At 27.9% G+C, this 18,728-nt stretch carries 18 protein-coding genes; 14 read left to right on the top strand and 4 right to left on the bottom strand.

Going from position 1 to position 18,728, the window contains the following annotated elements:
- Positions 1-130 precede the first annotated feature (130 nt).
- The 14 genes from MPF13_RS11330 to MPF13_RS11265 all read left to right on the top strand — a co-directional run bounded on the left by MPF13_RS11330 (position 131) and on the right by MPF13_RS11265 (position 16,155).
- Positions 131-1,018 carry an ABC transporter ATP-binding protein gene (locus MPF13_RS11330; protein WP_249982632.1) on the top strand — a complete coding sequence of 296 codons (888 nt, stop codon included), beginning with the start codon at positions 131-133 and terminating at the stop codon, positions 1,016-1,018.
- Between the two features lie 48 nt (positions 1,019-1,066).
- Positions 1,067-4,717, top strand: a complete 3,651-nt coding sequence (locus MPF13_RS11325) for a M1 family aminopeptidase (protein WP_249982631.1) — start codon at positions 1,067-1,069, stop codon at positions 4,715-4,717.
- A 4-nt stretch (positions 4,718-4,721) separates the two neighbouring features.
- A complete protein-coding gene (locus MPF13_RS11320; protein ID WP_249982630.1) occupies positions 4,722-5,369 on the top strand; it encodes a lysoplasmalogenase in 648 nt (215 codons plus the stop codon).
- Positions 5,370-5,799: 430 nt separating this feature from the next.
- Positions 5,800-6,885, top strand: coding sequence for an esterase-like activity of phytase family protein (locus MPF13_RS11315; protein WP_249982629.1), 1,086 nt, complete (start codon positions 5,800-5,802; stop codon positions 6,883-6,885).
- Positions 6,885-7,406: a DUF6913 domain-containing protein gene (locus MPF13_RS11310; RefSeq protein ID WP_249982628.1), complete on the top strand. Its 522-nt coding sequence runs from the start codon at positions 6,885-6,887 to the stop codon at positions 7,404-7,406. Before MPF13_RS11315 ends, MPF13_RS11310 begins: the two co-directional genes overlap by 1 nt.
- A gap of 99 nt (positions 7,407-7,505) precedes the next feature.
- Positions 7,506-8,384 (top strand): 4-hydroxy-tetrahydrodipicolinate synthase, encoded by an 879-nt coding sequence (gene dapA / locus MPF13_RS11305; RefSeq protein ID WP_249982627.1) that lies wholly within the window; start codon positions 7,506-7,508, stop codon positions 8,382-8,384.
- Between the two features lie 6 nt (positions 8,385-8,390).
- Positions 8,391-8,900 carry a ferritin gene (locus tag MPF13_RS11300; protein WP_249982626.1) on the top strand — a complete coding sequence of 170 codons (510 nt, stop codon included), beginning with the start codon at positions 8,391-8,393 and terminating at the stop codon, positions 8,898-8,900.
- 124 nt (positions 8,901-9,024) lie between these two features.
- A complete protein-coding gene (locus MPF13_RS11295; RefSeq protein ID WP_249982625.1) occupies positions 9,025-9,885 on the top strand; it encodes an outer membrane protein assembly factor BamD in 861 nt (286 codons plus the stop codon).
- A gap of 8 nt (positions 9,886-9,893) precedes the next feature.
- Positions 9,894-10,214: a DNA-directed RNA polymerase subunit omega gene (locus MPF13_RS11290; protein ID WP_249982624.1), complete on the top strand. Its 321-nt coding sequence runs from the start codon at positions 9,894-9,896 to the stop codon at positions 10,212-10,214.
- Positions 10,214-11,425, top strand: a complete 1,212-nt coding sequence (gene coaBC / locus MPF13_RS11285) for a bifunctional phosphopantothenoylcysteine decarboxylase/phosphopantothenate--cysteine ligase CoaBC (protein ID WP_249982623.1) — start codon at positions 10,214-10,216, stop codon at positions 11,423-11,425. The genes MPF13_RS11290 and coaBC overlap by 1 nt, the downstream gene beginning before the upstream one ends.
- The gene (gene porD, locus MPF13_RS11280; RefSeq protein WP_249982622.1) at positions 11,418-12,308 is read left to right on the top strand and encodes a type IX secretion system protein PorD; all 891 of its coding nucleotides are present in this window, start codon (positions 11,418-11,420) and stop codon (positions 12,306-12,308) included. The genes coaBC and porD overlap by 8 nt, the downstream gene beginning before the upstream one ends.
- A gap of 71 nt (positions 12,309-12,379) precedes the next feature.
- The gene (gene recN, locus MPF13_RS11275; RefSeq protein WP_249982621.1) at positions 12,380-14,032 is read left to right on the top strand and encodes a DNA repair protein RecN; all 1,653 of its coding nucleotides are present in this window, start codon (positions 12,380-12,382) and stop codon (positions 14,030-14,032) included.
- Positions 14,033-14,163: 131 nt separating this feature from the next.
- Entirely contained in the window at positions 14,164-14,940 is a 777-nt protein-coding gene (locus MPF13_RS11270) for an enoyl-ACP reductase FabI (protein ID WP_249982749.1), read from the top strand.
- 252 nt (positions 14,941-15,192) lie between these two features.
- Positions 15,193-16,155, top strand: a complete 963-nt coding sequence (locus tag MPF13_RS11265; protein WP_249982620.1) for a glycosyltransferase family 2 protein — start codon at positions 15,193-15,195, stop codon at positions 16,153-16,155.
- Between the two features lie 192 nt (positions 16,156-16,347).
- Here MPF13_RS11265 and mazG read toward each other — a convergent pair whose 3' ends face one another.
- From mazG to ruvX, 4 genes are read right to left on the bottom strand one after another with little or no spacing between them, the layout of a single operon-like run.
- The gene (mazG, locus tag MPF13_RS11260; RefSeq protein ID WP_249982619.1) at positions 16,348-17,127 is read right to left on the bottom strand and encodes a nucleoside triphosphate pyrophosphohydrolase; all 780 of its coding nucleotides are present in this window, start codon (positions 17,125-17,127) and stop codon (positions 16,348-16,350) included.
- A complete protein-coding gene (locus MPF13_RS11255) occupies positions 17,127-17,549 on the bottom strand; it encodes a DUF5606 family protein (protein WP_249982618.1) in 423 nt (140 codons plus the stop codon). The genes mazG and MPF13_RS11255 overlap by 1 nt, the downstream gene beginning before the upstream one ends.
- Positions 17,550-17,576: 27 nt before the next feature.
- Positions 17,577-18,167, bottom strand: coding sequence for a peptide deformylase (gene def, locus MPF13_RS11250; RefSeq protein WP_249982617.1), 591 nt, complete (start codon positions 18,165-18,167; stop codon positions 17,577-17,579).
- 52 nt (positions 18,168-18,219) lie between these two features.
- Positions 18,220-18,630, bottom strand: a complete 411-nt coding sequence (gene ruvX, locus MPF13_RS11245; protein ID WP_249982616.1) for a Holliday junction resolvase RuvX — start codon at positions 18,628-18,630, stop codon at positions 18,220-18,222.
- Positions 18,631-18,728 lie beyond the last annotated feature (98 nt).

Here is an 18,728-nt window from a genome sequence, read left to right as displayed (position 1 = left end):
TTTTTTTCTTGATAATTGTAAAAATAATACCATTTTTTATGAATTACGTTAAAAAAAGAACAAAAAAGTGTAACAAAAGTGCTTACTTTTACACTAATCACAAAAGTAAAAAATCACTAAAACCAAAAATATGAAGTTAGTAATTGAAAATTTAACTAAAACCTATAAAAATGGTGTTAAAGCAATAGACAATTTAAGTATAGAAATTGGAACAGGAATGTTTGGTTTATTAGGTCCTAATGGTGCAGGTAAATCATCGTTAATGAGAACTATTGCAACATTACAAACTCCAGATTCTGGTGCTATTTCTTTTGGTGATATTAATGTTTTAGAAGACAATATGTCTTTAAGAAAAGTATTAGGATATTTACCTCAATCTTTTGGAGTGTACCCAAAAATGTCTGCAGAAGATTTGTTAGATTATTTTGCTACTTTAAAAGGAATTGCTAACAAATCAGAAAGAAAAGCAATTGTAAAAGAGGTGTTAGAAATTACCAATTTATATGACGTTAGACGTAAACATGTTGCAGGTTATTCTGGAGGAATGAAGCAACGTTTTGGAATTGCACAATTACTTCTAAATAATCCAAAATTAATTATTGTTGATGAACCAACAGCAGGTTTAGACCCTGCAGAAAGACATCGTTTTTTAAATGTTTTACGAGAAGTAGGTACCAATACAACCGTTATTTTTTCTACTCATATTGTAGAAGATGTAAAAGAATTGTGTAATGAAATGGCAATTTTAAATGGTGGTAGAATTTTAAAACACACTACACCTCTAGAGGCAACCAAAGAAATTGGAAATACTATTTGGACAAAAGTAATTACTAGAGAAGAATTAGAAGAAAATGAAAAAAACTTCAACATTCTTTCTTCTAACTATAATCAAGATAATACCTTAAATATTAGAGTACATTCTGTAGAAAAACCATCAGAAGATTTTGTGGCTGCAGAACCACAGTTAGATGATGTTTATTTTATCGCTCTTAAACAAGATGAACCTGTTAATGCATAAACAGTACGATTAAACAATTTAACAGTTCAACTTTTACACATTTAAATTATGTTTTCAACTATTTTCAAACAAGAATTAAAATATTGGTTTAACAAACCAGCATTTTATATTTATATAGGTATTTTCTTAGTATTAGCTTTCTTTTTATCTGCTGCTTCTGCTGGGTTTTTCGATTCTGTAACAGCAACAACTGGTTCTTCAAGAATTGTAAATTCTCCAATTGGAGTTAATAATTTATTTGGTGCACTTACTATTTTTATTTTCTTTTTATTTCCATCTATTGTTGGAGTTTCGGTCTTTAGAGATTTTAAAAGTGAAATGCATACTATTTTATATTCTTACCCTTTTACAAAGGCAAATTACTTATTTGCAAAGTTTTTTAGTTCTATTGTAATTGTTTCAATAATTGTGTTTTCTATTGCATTAGGAATGATTATTGGATTTCGTTTTCCAGGTACAAATCCAGATATTGTAGGGTCATTAAGTATTGTAACTTATTTAAAGACTTATTTAGTTTTTATATTACCAAATGTTTTGTTGTTTGGTGCTATTGTTTTTGCAGTTGTAGCATTTACAAGAAATATAGCTGCAGGATTTATTACTGTAATAATTTTATTGTTTGGTCAGGGAGTTTTAGAAAGTTTATTGTCTGAACCAGAACATAGAACATTGGCTGCAATTTTAGACCCATTTGGTTCTGCTGCAACCAGTTATTACACTAAATACTGGACATTGTCTGAACAGAATGAAATGCAAATCCCTATAAAAGAAATGATTGTTTACAATCGTTTGTTGTGGTTAGCAATTTCAACAATTATATTTAGTTTGGTATATAAATTCTTTACATTTAGTCAGAATGCAATTTCTATTTCTTTTAAAAAACCAAAAGCAGAAAGAGTTACAAAAACTAATTTTAGCGGAATAACAAAAATAGTTTTACCCAAAGTTTCTTATGATTATTCTTTTATTCAGAATTTAAAAACAACTTGGAAATTATCGAATATCGATTTTAAATATATTGTTAAAAGTTGGGCTTTTATTTCTATTGTATTGGTTGGTGTTGTTTTAATAATAGTTGGTTTGTCAGAAATAGGAAACCTTTTTGGAACCGCAACTTTACCAGTTACATGGAAAATGTTAAGTACAGGTGGAGTTTTTGCAGCTTCTATTAATATCTGTACATTTTTATATGCTGGTATGTTAGTACATAGAGCAAAAATTGCCAAAGTAAATCACTTGGTAGATGCAACACCAATACCAAATTGGACCTTGTTGTTTTCTAAGGTAATTGCATTAATAAAAATGCAGTTGGTGTTATTGGCAGTAATTATGGTTTCTGGTATGGTTTTTCAAGCCTATAATGGCTTTTATAATTTTGAAATTGCCCATTATTTAATAGAGCTATATTTATTAAATTTCTTAAGTTATTTTATTTGGGCTTTATTGTCAATTTTTATTCAAACTTTAATTGGTAATCCATATTTAGGACTGTTTGTACTGTTAGTTATTTCTATAGGAATGCCGTTTTTGTCATTAGCAGGAATAGAATTGTCTATTTATAAATATAATCAGGGGCCTAGATTTAGTTATTCTGACATGAATGGATATGGAATTTTAACTCCATATTTAGCCTATAAAGTTTATTGGATTTTAGGAGGATTAGTGTTGTTAGTTTCTTCGTTTTTATTTTGGGTTCGTGGAATTCCAAGTTCTTTTTTAGAAAGAATTTCTATTGCAAAATCTCGATTTAAAGGAGTTGCAGCAATAAGTTTTGGTGTTTTCTTAATCGCTTTTTTAAGCTTAGGATATTCAATTTACCAAGAAACAGGAGCTAAAGGAAAGAAAACTTCTTCTAAAGAAGCAGAATTGCAAAGTGTTGCTTGGGAAAAAACATACAAAAAGTATGAAAAGTATGCGCAACCAAGAATTGTATCTGTTAAAACTGATGTAAATATATTTCCAAAAGAAAGATTGTTTGATGCTTCTGCAACTTACATTATGGTAAATAAAACAGACAAAACAATTGATACATTGTTTTTAAATCATAATTCTTTAGAATCTACATTTAAGTTTAATAGAGAAAACACATTGGTTTTAGAAGATACAATTCAGCATTTTGATATGTATCATTTTAAAGATAAAATTTTACCAGGAGACACATTACAATTAGCAATTTCTGTAAAAAGTAAAAAGAATACAACTTATAGAAGAAGGTCTCCTGTAAGAGAAAATGGAACGTTTATAAATAATTTTTCTATGTTTCCTTCTTTAGGATATAGTTCTCAAGCAGAATTAACAGACAATAAAACTAGAAAAAAGCACGATTTACCACCAAATGATTTACGTCCTCATCCTTCAGATTCAACAGCTTTAGGAGATACATATATTTCTAAAGATGCAGATTGGATAGATTTTGAAGCAACAGTTTCTACATCAAAAGATCAAATTGCAATTGCTCCAGGATATTTACAAAAAGAATGGACAGAAGGAGATAGAAAGTATTTCCATTATAAAATGGATAGTAAAATATTAAATTTTTATGCTTTTAACTCTGCAAGATATGAAGTTAAAAAAGAAATGTGGAAAGGAATTAGTTTAGAAATTTACTATCATAAAGGACATGAATTTAATTTAGATAGAATGATGAAAGGTTTAAAATCTTCTTTAGATTATAATTCTAAGAACTTTAGTCCTTATCAGCATAAACAAGCAAGAATTATAGAGTTTCCAAGAACTGGAGGTAGTTTTGCACAATCTTTTCCTAATACAATTCCTTTTTCAGAAGGTGTTGGTTTTATTGCAGATGTAGATGATAAAAATGATGATGGAGTAGATTATCCTTTTGCAATAACTGTGCATGAAGTGGCTCATCAATGGTGGGCACATCAGGTTATAGGAGCAGATGTGTTGGGAGCAACAATGTTGTCTGAAAGTTTGTCTGAATATGTGTCTTTAAAAGTGCTAGAGCATGAACATGGAAAAGCTAAAATGCGTACGTTTTTAAAGAAAGCTTTAGATGATTATTTACTCCAAAGAACTTTAGAAAGAAAGCGTGAAAATGCATTAATGTATAATGATGGTCAAGGGTATATTCGTTACCAAAAAGGTTCTTTGGTTTTTTATGCTTTGAGCGATTATATAGGTGAAGAAAAGTTAAATGGAGCTTTAAAAAAATATGTAGAAAAAGTTAAGTTTCAAGAAGCACCATATACAACATCTATAGAAATGGTAGATTTTATTAAAGAAGCAACTCCAGATTCTTTACAGTATGTTATAAAAGATATGTTTGAAACTATTACTCTTTATAGAAATAGAATTTTAGATGCAAAATCTACCAAATTAGAAAACGGAAAATACGAAGTAGAAATCGAGTTTGAAGTTTCTAAATATAGAAATGATGAAAAAGGAAAACGTTATTATGGAGAAAAAGTAGGAGATACATTGTCTTATAAAACAGAGAAAATGAAAAAACCTATTTTATCTGTTCCTTTAGCAGATTATATTGATATTGGAATTTTTACAGAAGAAGATGTTGATGGTAAAACCAAAGAGAAAGAACTGTTTTTAAAGAAATTTAAGATTACAGAAATCAATAATAAAATAACAATTATTGTAGATAAAAAGCCAACAGAAGTAGGGGTAGACCCATACAATAAATTGATTGACACACAATCTGAAGATAACAGGAGAAAATTGTAAAATAATGAAAACTAAAACTAAATTTTTTTCAGGTTTATTTTTAATTGTTGTAATTCTTCATCTTTTAGGACTTTTACAAAATGAAGCGTTAGCATTTTTTACAAAACCATTTATAACAATTTCTTTAGCAGTTGTGTATTTATCATCAGTTAAAAAAGCAAATTTTTGGTATGTTTCTGCATTATTCTTTTCTTTTTGGGGTGATACATTTTTACTTTTTAAAGATGAGTTTTTCTTATTTGGATTGGTTTCTTTTTTAATAGGACATGTTTTGTATATAAAAATATCTTCTGGTTATTTAAAATCAATATCAATATCTAAAACAATTGGCTTTTCAATTCCTTTTATAATTGCTTTTGGAAGTGTTGTAATTTTAATAAAAGATAATTTAAGTGAAATGTTGATACCTGTAATTATTTACGGAATCGTAATTTCTACTTTTGGGTTATTAACTGTTTTAAATTACAACCAAACTAAAAGCACAGAAAACTTATGGTTATTTTTAGGTGCAGTAATTTTTATTGTTTCAGATAGTTTGTTGGCAATCAATAGATTTTATGAAGCAAGAGAAATTTACGGTATAAGTGTAATGGTTACTTATATTGTTGCTCAGTATTTAATATGTAAAGCAATGATTGTAAAAGATTCATAAAAAGAATAATCTTTATATAATAAAAAAAGCAGTTACAAATGTAACTGCTTTTTGTTGTTCTAAATTAATAGATATTTTGTCTTTATTCTTGTTAATTATCAGCTATTTTAGGGGGGACTAATAATTAGGGGGATAACAAAAAATAATTTACTTCATATGTATTGATTTAGGGGAAAATTATAACTGTATTTAAAGCTTTAACTACAATTACACTACAATATTAAAAAGAATAATTCTATCTCACAAATAAAAAATAAAAAAAAATGCATTTTTTTTAAAAATTAAAAAGACTCAATTTCTATCAATATTATTATCAATGTTTTAAATGAATAAGAGATAGTTTAAATATTAAATTAGAAAATATTTATTTGAAAGACTTTAATTTAAATTCTCATAATGTTTATATTTGAAACAATATAGATTCTTCAAAATGAAAACCAAATTTATTTTTCTTTTAGCATCTTTATTCATCTTTTCTTGTGTTAAGAAACAAGAAGTAAAACTTACTTTTTTAGATGAATATGTTGTAAAAGATTCGTTAGCAATAAATAATTCAATTATTGGAGGTCTCTCTGGTATAGATTACTCAAATGGATATTATTATTTAGTAATAGATGATGCTAGAAACCCGAGGTTTTTAAAAACAAAAATAAATATCAAACAAAATAAAATTGAGTCTGTAGATTTTAAGAAGGTTATCTATTTAAATGATTCTACAGTACCCTTTTATACAAAACAGGTTTTAGACTTAGAATCCATCTTTATTGATACAGAAAATAAACAAGTTAATTTTGTAAGTGAAGGATCTATTATTAGAAGAAAAAGTCCTTCTGTATTTACAACAGATTCTTTAGGCAATTTTATAGAAAAGTACACTATACCTAATTATTTTATACCCAATGAAATAAAAAAATTAAAACATAATGGTGCTTTTGAAGGATCTTCTAAAAGTTTAGATAATAAAGGGTTTTGGGTTGCTATGGAATCTCCATTAATTGTAGATGGAGAAGAACCAACTTTTAAGAAAACATCTTCACCAATAAGAATAACGTATTTTGATAAACAAAAGAAAATAGCAACAAAACAATATGCATATTTATTAGATAGTGTTTCTAGGGTTGCTAAAGGAAACATTAATTTAAATGGATTAACAGCTATTTTAGAATTTAAAAAAGATAATTTTTTAATAGTAGAAAGAGCTTATCAAAATGGTTATGGCCCTTATGGAAATACGTTAAGAATTTTTCAAGCTACTGTAGAAGAGGGTTCTACAAATATTTTAGATGTTCAATCTTTAAAAGAATCAAAATTTACCCCACTTAAAAAAAGATTGTTATTTGATTTTAATGATGTAAAAGACCAATTAACTAAATCTATTGTAGATAATTTAGAAGGAATTACTTTTGGTCCTAAATTAGAAAACGGAAATCAATCTTTAATATTGGTTTCCGATGATAATTTTCAAGTTTATGGAGAACAATTAAATCAGTTTATTTTATTAGAAATTCAGAATTAATGAATTTATCAAAATTTAAAGAATCTAGAATAAAAAATAAGTTTTTAAAAAAGCTTTTAAAAGAATCAAGTAATAGAATTGTTTCTCAAAAAGAAATCAAATCTGTTGCAATTTTAACAACTCATACAATTGCTGATAAAATTAATCTACAAGCAGAAATAGAAACTGTTTTAGGTGTAAAGAATACTAAAATTTACAGCTTTAGAAAATTTGATAAATCTAATACTGAATCTTTTCAACATTTTTCTGAAAAAGATATAAATTGGAGTGGAGAGTTTGTAGAGCCCACTTTTCAAAACTTTTTAGAGCAGCCATTCGATTTGTTAATTGGTTATTTTGATACTAATCATTTGTATTTAGAAAAAGCTGTATATCAATCTAAAGCTACTTTTAAAGCAGGTTTTTCTAAAGTAAATTCTAAACTTTATGAAATTGAAATTTCAGAAGCAATAAACAATACTCAACCGTTTTTATCAGAGTTAAAAAGGTATCTGCAAATACTTAAAAAAATCAAAAATTAAACTTAAACAATAAAGTTGTTTATTCTTAGTATGATTTTTAATTTTAGTCATTAAATTCATCTTAAAATTGTAATTTTACCTCCTTAAATATACTAAAGAATGCAAAAATTTATTGGAACTGGAGTTGCGTTAATAACACCTTTTAAAGAAGATTTAAGTGTAGATTTTGATGCACTTATTAACTTGGTAAACTTTAATATCGAAAACGGAACAGATTATTTAGTTATCAATGGTACTACTGCAGAAAGTGCAACAATTACCAAAGAAGAAAAACAACAAATTATAGATGTTATTATTAAAACTAATAATAAACGTTTGCCTTTAGTTTTAGGTGTTGGTGGTAACAATACTGCTTTGGTTTTAGAAGAATTAAAAACAAGAGATTTTACTGGTTTAGATGGTATTCTTTCTGTAGCACCATATTACAGCAAACCAACACAAGAAGGTTTTTATCAGCATTTTAAAGCAATAGCAGAAGCAACAGATTTACCAATTATTTTATACAATGTTCCTGGTAGAACTGCTAAAAATATGGAGCCTGCAACTACTTTACGTTTAGCAAAAGACTTTACAAATATTGTAGGAGTTAAAGAAGCAGGTAATAACCAACAACAATATCATACTTTATTAAAAGATAAACCAGCAGATTTTTTAATTATTTCTGGAGATGATGATTTAGCTTTAGGAGTTGCATTGGCAGGTGGTTCTGGAGTAATATCTGTAATTGGGCAAGCATTTCCAAAGCAATTTTCTACCATGATTAATCATGGTTTACAAGGAAACAATAAAGAAGGTTATAATATTCATTATAAAATGATGGATATAATCGATTACATTTTTGAAGAAAACAATCCTGCAGGTATTAAAACTGTATTACAAGAGTTAAATATTTGTAATAATGATGTACGTTTGCCATTGGTAAAAGCAAGTACAGAACTTTCATCTAAAATTGCTAAATTTGTAACTCAATTTAAATAAAAAACTATGTTATCAGCTACAATACAAGACGCATTAAACAAACAAGTATCTATAGAAGCACAATCTTCTCAAGCATATTTAGCAATGGCTTCTTGGGCTGAAACACAAGGTTTTGAAGGTGTTTCTCAATTTATGTATGCGCATTCTGATGAAGAAAGAATGCATATGTTAAAATTGGTAAAGTTTATTAATGAAAGAGGAGGTCATGCAATAATTTCTCCTTTAGAAGCACCTCGTGTTTCGTTTAATTCTTTTAAAGAATTATTTGAAGAATTATTTAATCATGAAGTTGCAGTTTCTGCATCTATTAATGAGTTGGTAGATATTTCTTTGCAAGAAAAAGATTATGCAACTCACAATTTCCTACAATGGTACGTTTCTGAACAAATAGAAGAAGAAGCTTTAGCTAGAAATATCTTAGATAAAATTAATTTAATTGGAGATGATAAAAGTGGTTTTTATCTATTTGATAATGACATTAAGCAACTAATAGTTGCAGAAGAAGCACAAGAGTAACCTTAACAAACTTTTAGTATCTCTTTGTACTTTTTTTAAGTCTTTTTTGTTGAATATTGCAGTACACAATTTTCTGTGTAAAAAAACGTTTTATTAATCCATATTTAATTCCTAATTTTGCACGATGCAAAAAATTAAAAATTTAGCGTATTTATTGATAGTTTCACTTGTGTTATTTTCATGTGGAGAATATCAAAAAGTATTAAACAAAGGTACAGCAGAAGACCAGTATAAAATGGCTACTAAGATGTACGAAAGTAAGAAGTATAGCAAAGCTTTGCGTTTATTCGAAAAAGTTACACCAACTTATAGAGGTAAACCACAGATGGAGCGTATTTCTTTTATGATTGCACAATCAAATTTTAACGTAAAAAATTACAGTATTTCTGGTTATTATTTTGATAGATTTGCTAAAAACTATCCAAAAAGTTCTAAGAAAGAAGAAGCGTCATTTTTATCTGCATATAGTTATAAGTTGGCATCTCCTCCTTTTAGTTTAGATCCAACAGATACAAATAAAGCATTAGAATCATTTCAAAGTTTTATAAATACATATCCAGATTCAGATAAAATTGAAGAAGCTAACAAACATTATAAAGAGTTAAGATACAAGCTTCAAAAGAAATATTTTGAAATAGCGAAAACTTATTATAGAACAGCAGATTATGACTTAAGAAATTACAAAGCAGCAATACAAGCTTTTGATAATTTATTGTCAGATTATTTAGGTTCAGAGTTTAAAGAAGAAGCTTTATTGTACAGATTAAAAGCAGCTCATGATTTTGTTTTAAAAAGTACAATTAGAAGAAAACCAGAGCGTATTAAAGATGCTATTGAAGCTTACGAAAAGTTAAAAAGAAACTTCCCTGAATCTAAATACATGGAAGAAGCAAATAAAATGGTAGTTACATTAAATGCTGAAAAGAAAGAAGCAGAAGATATAATTGCAAAACAAAAAGAATTTCAAAAATCAATAAAGAAATAATTATTATTATGGATTATAAAGACACAAAAGCAGCATTAAGTACTATTACTTATAATAAAGAAGTAATAGAAGCTCCTACAGAAAATATTTATGAGGCTATTTCTATTATTGCTAAAAGAGCCACTCAAATTAATGGTGACTTAAAAAAAGAATTAGTAGATAAATTAGATGAGTTTGCTACTTATAACGATAGTTTAGAAGAAGTTTTTGAAAACAAAGAACAAATTGAAGTTTCTAAATTTTACGAAAGATTACCAAAACCAACTGCACTTGCTGTTGAAGAGTGGTTAAATGACAAAGTTTACTTTAGAACTCCAGACGCAGAATAATGTCTATTTTAAGTGGTAAAAAAATTCTATTAGGTATAACTGCTGGAATTGCCGCTTATAAAACGGCTAGTTTAGTTCGTTTATTTATAAAATTAGGCGCAGAAGTCAAAGTAGTAATGACTCCTGCGTCTAAAGATTTTATAACACCTCTCACACTTTCTACACTTTCTAAAAATCCTGTTCATTCAACTTTTTATGATAAAGAAGATGAAAATGAATTGTGGAACAATCATGTCGATTTAGGACTTTGGGCAGATTATATGGTAATTGCTCCAGCAACTGCAAATACCATGTCTAAAATGGCAAATGGTACTTGCGATAATTTGTTGTTAGCAACTTATTTATCGTCTAAATGTCCAGTATATTTTGCTCCAGCAATGGATTTAGATATGTACATTCATCCTTCTACAAAAGAAACTTTAAACAAATTACAAAGTTTTGGTAATACAATTATTCCTGCTACTTCTGGTGAGTTAGCAAGTGGTTTAATTGGTGAAGGTAGAATGGCAGAACCAGAAGATATCGTATCATTTATAGAAAATGATGTTTTATCTAAATTGCCTTTAAAAGGAAAAAAAGTATTACTTACTGCAGGACCAACCTATGAAGCAATTGATCCTGTTCGTTTTATAGGAAATCATTCTTCTGGTAAAATGGGATTTGCTATTGCAAAAGCAGCAGCAAATTTAGGAGCCGAAGTTTTTTTAATATCTGGTCCAAGTCATCAACAAATAAATCACTCTTTTGTTAAAAGAATAGATGTAGTTTCTGCAGATGAAATGTATAATGCTGCTCATAATTATTTTAAAGAAGTAGATATTGCTATACTTTCTGCAGCTGTTGCAGATTATAAACCAAAAAATGTAGCCTCTCAGAAAATAAAAAAGAAGGATGCTTCGTTAGATATTCAATTAGAACCAACAAAAGATATTTTAGCTTCTCTAGGAAAGATTAAAGAAAATCAATTTTTAGTAGGTTTTGCGTTAGAAACTAATAATGAATTACAAAACGCAAAAAGTAAGTTAGAAAGAAAGAATTTAGATGCAATTGTTTTAAATTCTTTACAAGATAAAGGTGCTGGTTTTGCAACAGACACAAATAAAATTACTATTATTGATAAAGATTTAAATGAAAAAGCATTTGAATTAAAATCTAAAGTTGAAGTTGCAAAAGATATTATGAACGAAATTGTAAATAAGATAAATGCGTAAATTAAGTTTTTTTATTCTATTAGTTTTTTCAATTTTTGTAGCTAAAGCTCAAGAATTAAACGCTTTAGTTACAGTTAATTACAATCAGGTTCAAGGTTCTAATACACAGGTTTTTAAAACGTTAGAAAAATCTTTATCAGAGTTTATAAATCAAACTAAATGGACTAATAATGTAGTAAAACCAGAAGAAAGAATAGATTGTGCTTTTACAATTATTATTTCTTCAAGAGATGCTAATACATTTAGTGCTACTTTGCAAGTGCAATCTACAAGACCAGTTTTTAATGCTTCTTATGCAACTCCTGTTTTAAACTTAAAAGACAACGATTTTAACTTTAAGTATAATGAGTTTGATCCTTTAATTTATAATAAAAACTCTTTTGATAGCAATTTAATTTCTACCATAGTTTTTTATGTGAATATCATTTTAGGTGCAGATGCAGATACGTTTCAGAAAAATGGTGGAGATACATATTTAAAAGAAGCCCATAATGTTATGTTACAAGCACAGCAAAGTGGTTTAGCTTCATGGCAAAATGTGGTTGGTAAACAAAATCGTTTTTTATTGATTGATAATTTCTTATCACCAAAACTTACAACTTATAGAACAGTTTTATACGATTATCATAGAAATGGTTTAGATAATTTTTCTAAGAATAAAAATGCTGCAAAACAAAAAATTGAAGATGCAGTAATTTCTTTAGAAAGAATTTATAATAAAACAGTTGGAAATTATTTAATTAGAACATTTTTTGATGCAAAAGCAGATGAAATTGTAAATATATATTCTGATGGACCAAATACTAGAAATAAAAATAGGTTAACAGATGTAGTTAGAAAAATTTCTCCTAACAATAATTCTAAATGGAAGAATATAAAGTAAAACTTTAATTTCTTTAATTCTTTATTCTTATTCCATTTTTCACTAATTTTATTTTTTAAAATTTAGAGAATTTGCTAACTCAACTTTCCATTAATAACTACGCTTTAATCAATCAGTTATCTATTGATTTTTCTTCAGGACTTTCTATAATTACAGGAGAAACTGGTGCAGGTAAATCTATATTATTAGGCGCTTTAGGTTTGGTTTTAGGTAATAGAGCAGATTTATCTTCATTAAAAGATACCTCTACAAAATGTATTGTAGAAGCAAAAGTGGCTATTTCTAATTATAATTTAGAAGCCTTTTTTAATGAAGTAGATTTAGACTATGAGGCAGAAACTATTATTAGAAGAGAAATTCTTCCTTCAGGTAAATCAAGAGCATTTGTTAATGATACACCAGTAACTTTAGCAGTTTTAAATCAATTAAGAACTAAATTAATTGATGTACATTCTCAACATCAAACAATGCAATTGTCTGATGTAGCATTTCAATTTTCAATTTTAGATGCTTTAGCAAAAAACAAAGCAAGAATAGAATCTTATAAAAGAGGTTTTACCAAGCTAAATCAACTAAAAAAAGAACTTGCTAGCTTAGTAGAAATACAAAAAGAAGCCAATCAACAATACGATTATAATTTGCATCTTTTTAAAGAATTAGAAGAAGCAAAAATTCAAGTTGATGAGCAAGAGGAATTAGAAGAAAAATTAGAAAAACTTAATAATATAGAAGATATAAAACTGAATTTATCTGAAGCATTAGAATTAACCATTAATGAAGAAATAGGAATTCAGAATTTATTAAATACTCTAGAAAACAGGTTGTCTAAAATTGCTGTTTTTTCTAAAGAATATCAAGAATTATCAGATAGAATAACATCGGTAAAAATAGAGGTTGATGATGTAGTTGGTGAGTTAGAAAATGCAAATGAAAATGTAGATTTTAATCCTAATGAAGCAGAAGAAATCAATGACAGATTACAGTTGTTATACAACCTTCAAAAAAAACATTATGTAAGTTCTAACAAAGAACTAATTAAAGTTTTTGAAGATTTATCAGAAAAAGTAGCACAAGTAGAATCTGCAGATGAAGTAATCAATTTAAAGCAAAAAGAAATTGATGATGTTTCAGAAAAGTTAGATAAAGTAGCAGCATTAATTTCTAATGCAAGAACAAAATCAATACCCAAATTAACCAAAGAATTACAAGTTTTACTAACAGATTTAGGTATGGAAAACGCTCGTTTTTCAATTAAAATAAATCTAAGTAAAAATTATTTTTCTAACGGAAAAGACGAATTAGAGTTCCTTTTTTCTGCAAATAAAGGTGGTAGTTTTGGTGAATTGAAAAAAGTAGCTTCAGGTGGAGAATTATCAAGAATTATGCTTTCTGTAAAAACTGTTTTATCTAAAAACACACAATTACCAACCATAATTTTCGATGAAATAGATACAGGAGTTTCTGGTGAAGTTTCTAACAAAATTGCAGCTATAATGCAACAAATGAGTAACAATATGCAAGTAATTGCTATTACACATTTACCTCAAATTGCAGCAAAAGGGGTAAACCATTACAAGGTTTATAAAAAAGAAATTAAAGGTATAACAACCACTAATTTAAAGCTTTTATCTTCTGATGAAAGAGTTCGTGAAATTGCAGAAATGTTAAGTGGAAAAGATATTTCAGACTCTGCATTAACGCACGCAAAAGAATTACTAAATTAAAGATTTTCAATTTATTTTCGTCTAAGAATGTCATTTCGAAATGAGTTTGAAAAACGATTGAGAAATCTCAAAACAAACAATCAAAACCTAATAACTACAAAATGTACAACTTATTAAAAGGATAAAAAGGAATCATTTTTGGAGCTTTAAATGAAAACTCTATTGCTTGGAAAACAGCAGAAAGAGCTCATGAAGAAGGAGCAGAATTTGTTTTAACAAATGCACCAGCTTCTATTAGAATGGGAAATTTAGATGATTTGGCCAAAAAAACAGGTTCTCAAATTATTCCTGCAGATGCAACTTCTGTTGAAGATTTAGAAAATTTAGTAGAAAAATCTATGGAGATTTTAGGAGGAAAAATCGATTTTGTTTTGCATTCAATTGGAATGTCTGTAAATGTTAGAAAAAAGAATCCTTACACAGATCCTAATTACGATTACACCAAAAAAGGTTGGGATGTTTCTGCAGTATCTTTTCATAAATTATTAAACGTTTTGTACCACAAAAATGCCATGAAAGAGTGGGGAAGTATAGTTGCATTAACATATATGGCTGCACAAAGAGTTTTTCCAGATTACAATGATATGGCAGATAATAAAGCATATTTAGAGTCTATTGCACGTAGTTTTGGATACTTTTTTGGAAGAGATCATAAAGTTCGTGTCAACACAATTTCGCAATCTCCAACTGCTACAACTGCAGGAAATGGTGTAAAAGGTTTTGACGGATTTATCAATTATTCAGAAAAAATGAGTCCTTTAGGAAATGCATCTGCTTTAGAATGTGCAGATTATACAATTACCTTGTTTTCAGATTTAACAAAAAAAGTTACGTTGCAAAATTTATTTCACGATGGTGGTTTTTCAAATATGGGCGTAAGTACTGCAGTTATGGAAAAATTTGAGTAGTATTTTTCGAAGCTATTTCCTGCTTTCCACTATATCTTTTTATTCTTGTCATTGCGAAGTTTGCTTTTTTGTAAACTGAGGCAATCTCTAAAAACGAAAGAGATTACTTCGCAAGCTCGTAATGACGCTTATTTAAAAAGTAATAAAAAGGATGCCGTTTCAATCAGGGCTAAACTTGTTTGCCAACTTTTTTTTAATAGAATAGAAAATAGCATTTTAAATATTTACATTTGATAACTGAAAACTGATAATTTGAAAATAAATTTCTCCATAATTGTTCCCGTTTACAATCGTCCAAATGAAATAGACGAATTATTAGAAAGTCTTACAAAACAAGATTTTTCTAATGATTTTGAGGTTTTAATTATAGAAGATGGTTCTACAGAAAAAAGCGAATCGATTGTAGAGAAATATCAATCTCAATTAAATTTAAAATACTTTTTTAAAGAAAACAGTGGAGCAGGAGCAAGCCGTAATTTCGGAATGCAAAAAGCTACTGGTAACTATTTTATCATTTTAGATTCTGATGTAATTGTTCCAAAACAATATTTATCAGAAGTTCAAAAAGCTTTAGAAAACAATTTTACAGATGCTTTTGGAGGTCCAGATGCAGCTCATAAAAGTTTTACAGCTCTACAAAAAGCCATAAATTATTCTATGACTTCTGTTTTAACAACTGGTGGAATTCGAGGAAAAAAACAAGCTGTTGGTAAATTTCAACCTCGTAGTTTTAATTTGGGTTTATCTAAAGAAGCATTTCATAAAACACAAGGTTTTTCTAAAATGAAAAACGGAGAAGATATCGATTTAACGTTTCGTCTTTGGGAAAATAAATGTGAAACGCAACTTATTGAAAAAGCATTTGTATATCATAAAAGAAGAAGTACTATTCAGCAATTTTTTAAACAAACTTTTGGTTTCGGAACTGCAAGACCAATTTTAAACAAAAAATACCCAGAAACAGCAAAACCAACCTATTGGTTTCCTTCTTTATTTATAATAGGAATTGATGTTGCAATAATTTTAGCAGTTTTTGGCTATAATCAATTACTCTATTTTTACGGCTTTTATTTCTTGCTAATATTCTTAGATTCTTTAGTTCAGAATAAGAATTTGTATGTAGCTTTTTTAAGTATGTTTACTTCTTTAACCCAGTTTTTAGGTTATGGATTAGGCTTTTTAGAATCAAAATTATATCCTAAGAAAAATAGATGATTAAAAATCTAATGTCATTTCGACCTTGTGGAGAAATCTAAAAAAAATATTAAGATTTCTCAACTTCATTTTTACTTCATAATCTACTTTCAATTTCATTAATGTTAGAAATAACAAATTTAAATTTTATTGAAATTACCTGTCACCTTGAGCGCAGTCGAAAGGTCTTTATATTTTTATGTAAACAAAGTTTTATCTAAAAAACTCTTTAGATTTTTCCCAATAAACATCCATTTCAGTTAAAGACATGTCAGCAAGTTGTTTGCCTTCTTTTTTAGCAAATTTTTCTAAAAACTGAAAACGATTAATGAACTTTTTATTCGTTTTTTCTAAAGCATTTTCTGGATTTACGTTTATAAAGCGTGCATAATTAATCATAGAAAATAAAATATCTCCAAATTCTTTTTCAATGTTTTCTGTATTTCCTTTTTTAATTTCTTCGTTTAATTCGCTCAGTTCTTCTTGTACTTTTTCCCAAACTTGTTCAGGTTTTTCCCAATCAAAACCAACTCCAGCAACTTTTTCTTGAATTCTGCTTGCTTTTACTACAGCAGGTAAACTTTTTGGAACACCTTCTAAAACAGAAGATTTTCCTTCTTTCAATTTTAATTGTTCCCAATTACGTTTTACATCTGCTTCACTTTCAACCACAACATCACCATAAATATGTGGGTGTCTTTCAATAAGTTTATCGCAAATAGAATTGGCAACATCAGCAATATCAAAAGCATTTTTTTCGCTTCCAATTTTAGCATAAAAAACGATGTGCAAAAGCACATCGCCTAATTCTTTTTTTATTTCTGGTAAATCATTGTCTAGAATAGCATCAGCAAGTTCATACGTTTCTTCTATAGTAAGATGACGTAGGCTTTCTAAAGTTTGTTTTTTATCCCAAGGACACTTCTCTCGAAGATCGTCCATAATATCTAACAATCTATTGATAGCAGCTAACTGATCTTTTCTAGAATTCATTATGATTCTGCTTCAGTTTCTTCTGTAGTAGCTTCAACTTTAGTAAAATCCATTCCTGCTTTTACTAAAACATTAAACCATTGTATTACTTTTTTAATGTTAGAAGCATACACTCTTTCTTCATCATAACTTGGTAAAACTTCAGCAAAAAATGCTGTTAATTTTTTACTACTTTCTTTATGAGAAATAGCTTCTTTACCTGCTGTTTTTTCAAACATAGCAGTAAAAATATCTAATAATGGCACGTCTTCTTCATACGTATAAATTGCAATGTTTTCTAACAAGCTAACGTTTTGAGTTGCATTAATTGCTAAACGTTTGTTATCAATTAAAGATTCTGCAATTACTGCGTTTTTAGTTTGAGATATTACTTGAAATAAACCAGGTTTACCTGTTACAGCTATAATTTTACTAAATTCCATGTTCTATATTTTTGTGTCTTTTTTAGACTATTTACCTTTTTTTGCATTTGGGAAACGCATTCTATAATCTGCTCTAATTTTCCCTTTAGAAATGTTTTCTAATTTCTTTTTAATCAATCTTTTTTTCAAAGAAGAAAGTTTATCCGTAAATAAAATTCCATCAATATGATCATATTCATGCTGAAAAACTCTTGCTGCTAAACCATTTAAAGTTTCTGTATGTTTAACAAAGTTTTCATCTTGATATTCTATTGTAATTTCTGGTTGACGAAAAACGTCTTCTCTAACATCAGGAATACTTAAACATCCTTCATTAAAAGCCCATTCATCACCATCTTCACTTAAAATTTTAGCATTAATAAATACTTTATTAAAGCTTTCTAATGCTTTTCTGTTTTCGTCAGATAATTCTTCATCATCTGCAAAAGGAGAAGCATCAATTAAAAACAAACGAATTGCTTTACCAATTTGAGGAGCTGCTAAACCAACACCAGAAGCGTTGTACATAGTTTCTCTCATGTTTTCAATTAGGGTTTCTAACCCTGGATAATCAGCATCAATTTCTACTGCAACTTTTCTCAAAACTGGGTCTCCGTAAGCAACTATAGGTAAAATCATTTCTTGTTTTTTTAGCTCTGCAAAAGTACAAAGTTTGTTACTTTGAATAAAATTATTTGTTGTATAAATACGACTGTAAAATAATAGTAGCACTTATTTCATCTACTAGAGCTTTATTTTGACGTTGTTTCTTCTTTAAACCACCATCTAGCATAGTCTGAAAAGCCATTTTAGAAGTAAAACGTTCATCTACTCTTTGTATTGGAATGTTTGGAAGTTGGTTTTTTAGCTTTTGTAAAAACGGAAGTATTAAAGTTTCACTTTCACTATCTGTATTATTCATTTGTTTTGGTTTTCCTACTAAAAACAATTCTACCTTATTTTTAGAGGTATAATCTTTTAAAAAAGGAATTAACTCATTGGTATTAACAGTTGTTAAACCAGAGGCTATTATCTGAAGTTCATCAGTTACTGCAATACCTGTTCTTTTTTGTCCAAAATCGATGGCAAGAATTCTACTCAAATTATTTTTTTTTGCAAAAATAAATGTTCTTCAGTAATAAACGCCTAATAATTAAAATAATATAAAATTTTAAGGAAATTATTGATTATAAATATTGC

It is taken from the genome of Polaribacter sp. Z022 (assembly GCF_023555495.1).
Taxonomy (GTDB): Bacteria; Bacteroidota; Bacteroidia; order Flavobacteriales; family Flavobacteriaceae; genus Polaribacter.
This window is presented reverse-complemented; position numbering and strand designations above follow the sequence as displayed.

Coding starts and splice junctions, on each gene's coding strand:
- MPF13_RS11330 (WP_249982632.1), top strand. CDS start 131: ATGAAGTTAGTAATTGAAAATTTAACTAAAACCTATAAAAATGGTGTT.
- MPF13_RS11325 (WP_249982631.1), top strand. CDS start 1,067: ATGTTTTCAACTATTTTCAAACAAGAATTAAAATATTGGTTTAACAAA.
- MPF13_RS11320 (WP_249982630.1), top strand. CDS start 4,722: ATGAAAACTAAAACTAAATTTTTTTCAGGTTTATTTTTAATTGTTGTA.
- MPF13_RS11315 (WP_249982629.1), top strand. CDS start 5,800: ATGAAAACCAAATTTATTTTTCTTTTAGCATCTTTATTCATCTTTTCT.
- MPF13_RS11310 (WP_249982628.1), top strand. CDS start 6,885: ATGAATTTATCAAAATTTAAAGAATCTAGAATAAAAAATAAGTTTTTA.
- dapA (WP_249982627.1), top strand. CDS start 7,506: ATGCAAAAATTTATTGGAACTGGAGTTGCGTTAATAACACCTTTTAAA.
- MPF13_RS11300 (WP_249982626.1), top strand. CDS start 8,391: ATGTTATCAGCTACAATACAAGACGCATTAAACAAACAAGTATCTATA.
- MPF13_RS11295 (WP_249982625.1), top strand. CDS start 9,025: ATGCAAAAAATTAAAAATTTAGCGTATTTATTGATAGTTTCACTTGTG.
- MPF13_RS11290 (WP_249982624.1), top strand. CDS start 9,894: ATGGATTATAAAGACACAAAAGCAGCATTAAGTACTATTACTTATAAT.
- coaBC (WP_249982623.1), top strand. CDS start 10,214: ATGTCTATTTTAAGTGGTAAAAAAATTCTATTAGGTATAACTGCTGGA.
- porD (WP_249982622.1), top strand. CDS start 11,418: ATGCGTAAATTAAGTTTTTTTATTCTATTAGTTTTTTCAATTTTTGTA.
- mazG (WP_249982619.1), bottom strand. CDS start 17,127: ATGAATTCTAGAAAAGATCAGTTAGCTGCTATCAATAGATTGTTAGAT.
- MPF13_RS11255 (WP_249982618.1), bottom strand. CDS start 17,549: ATGGAATTTAGTAAAATTATAGCTGTAACAGGTAAACCTGGTTTATTT.
- def (WP_249982617.1), bottom strand. CDS start 18,167: ATGATTTTACCTATAGTTGCTTACGGAGACCCAGTTTTGAGAAAAGTT.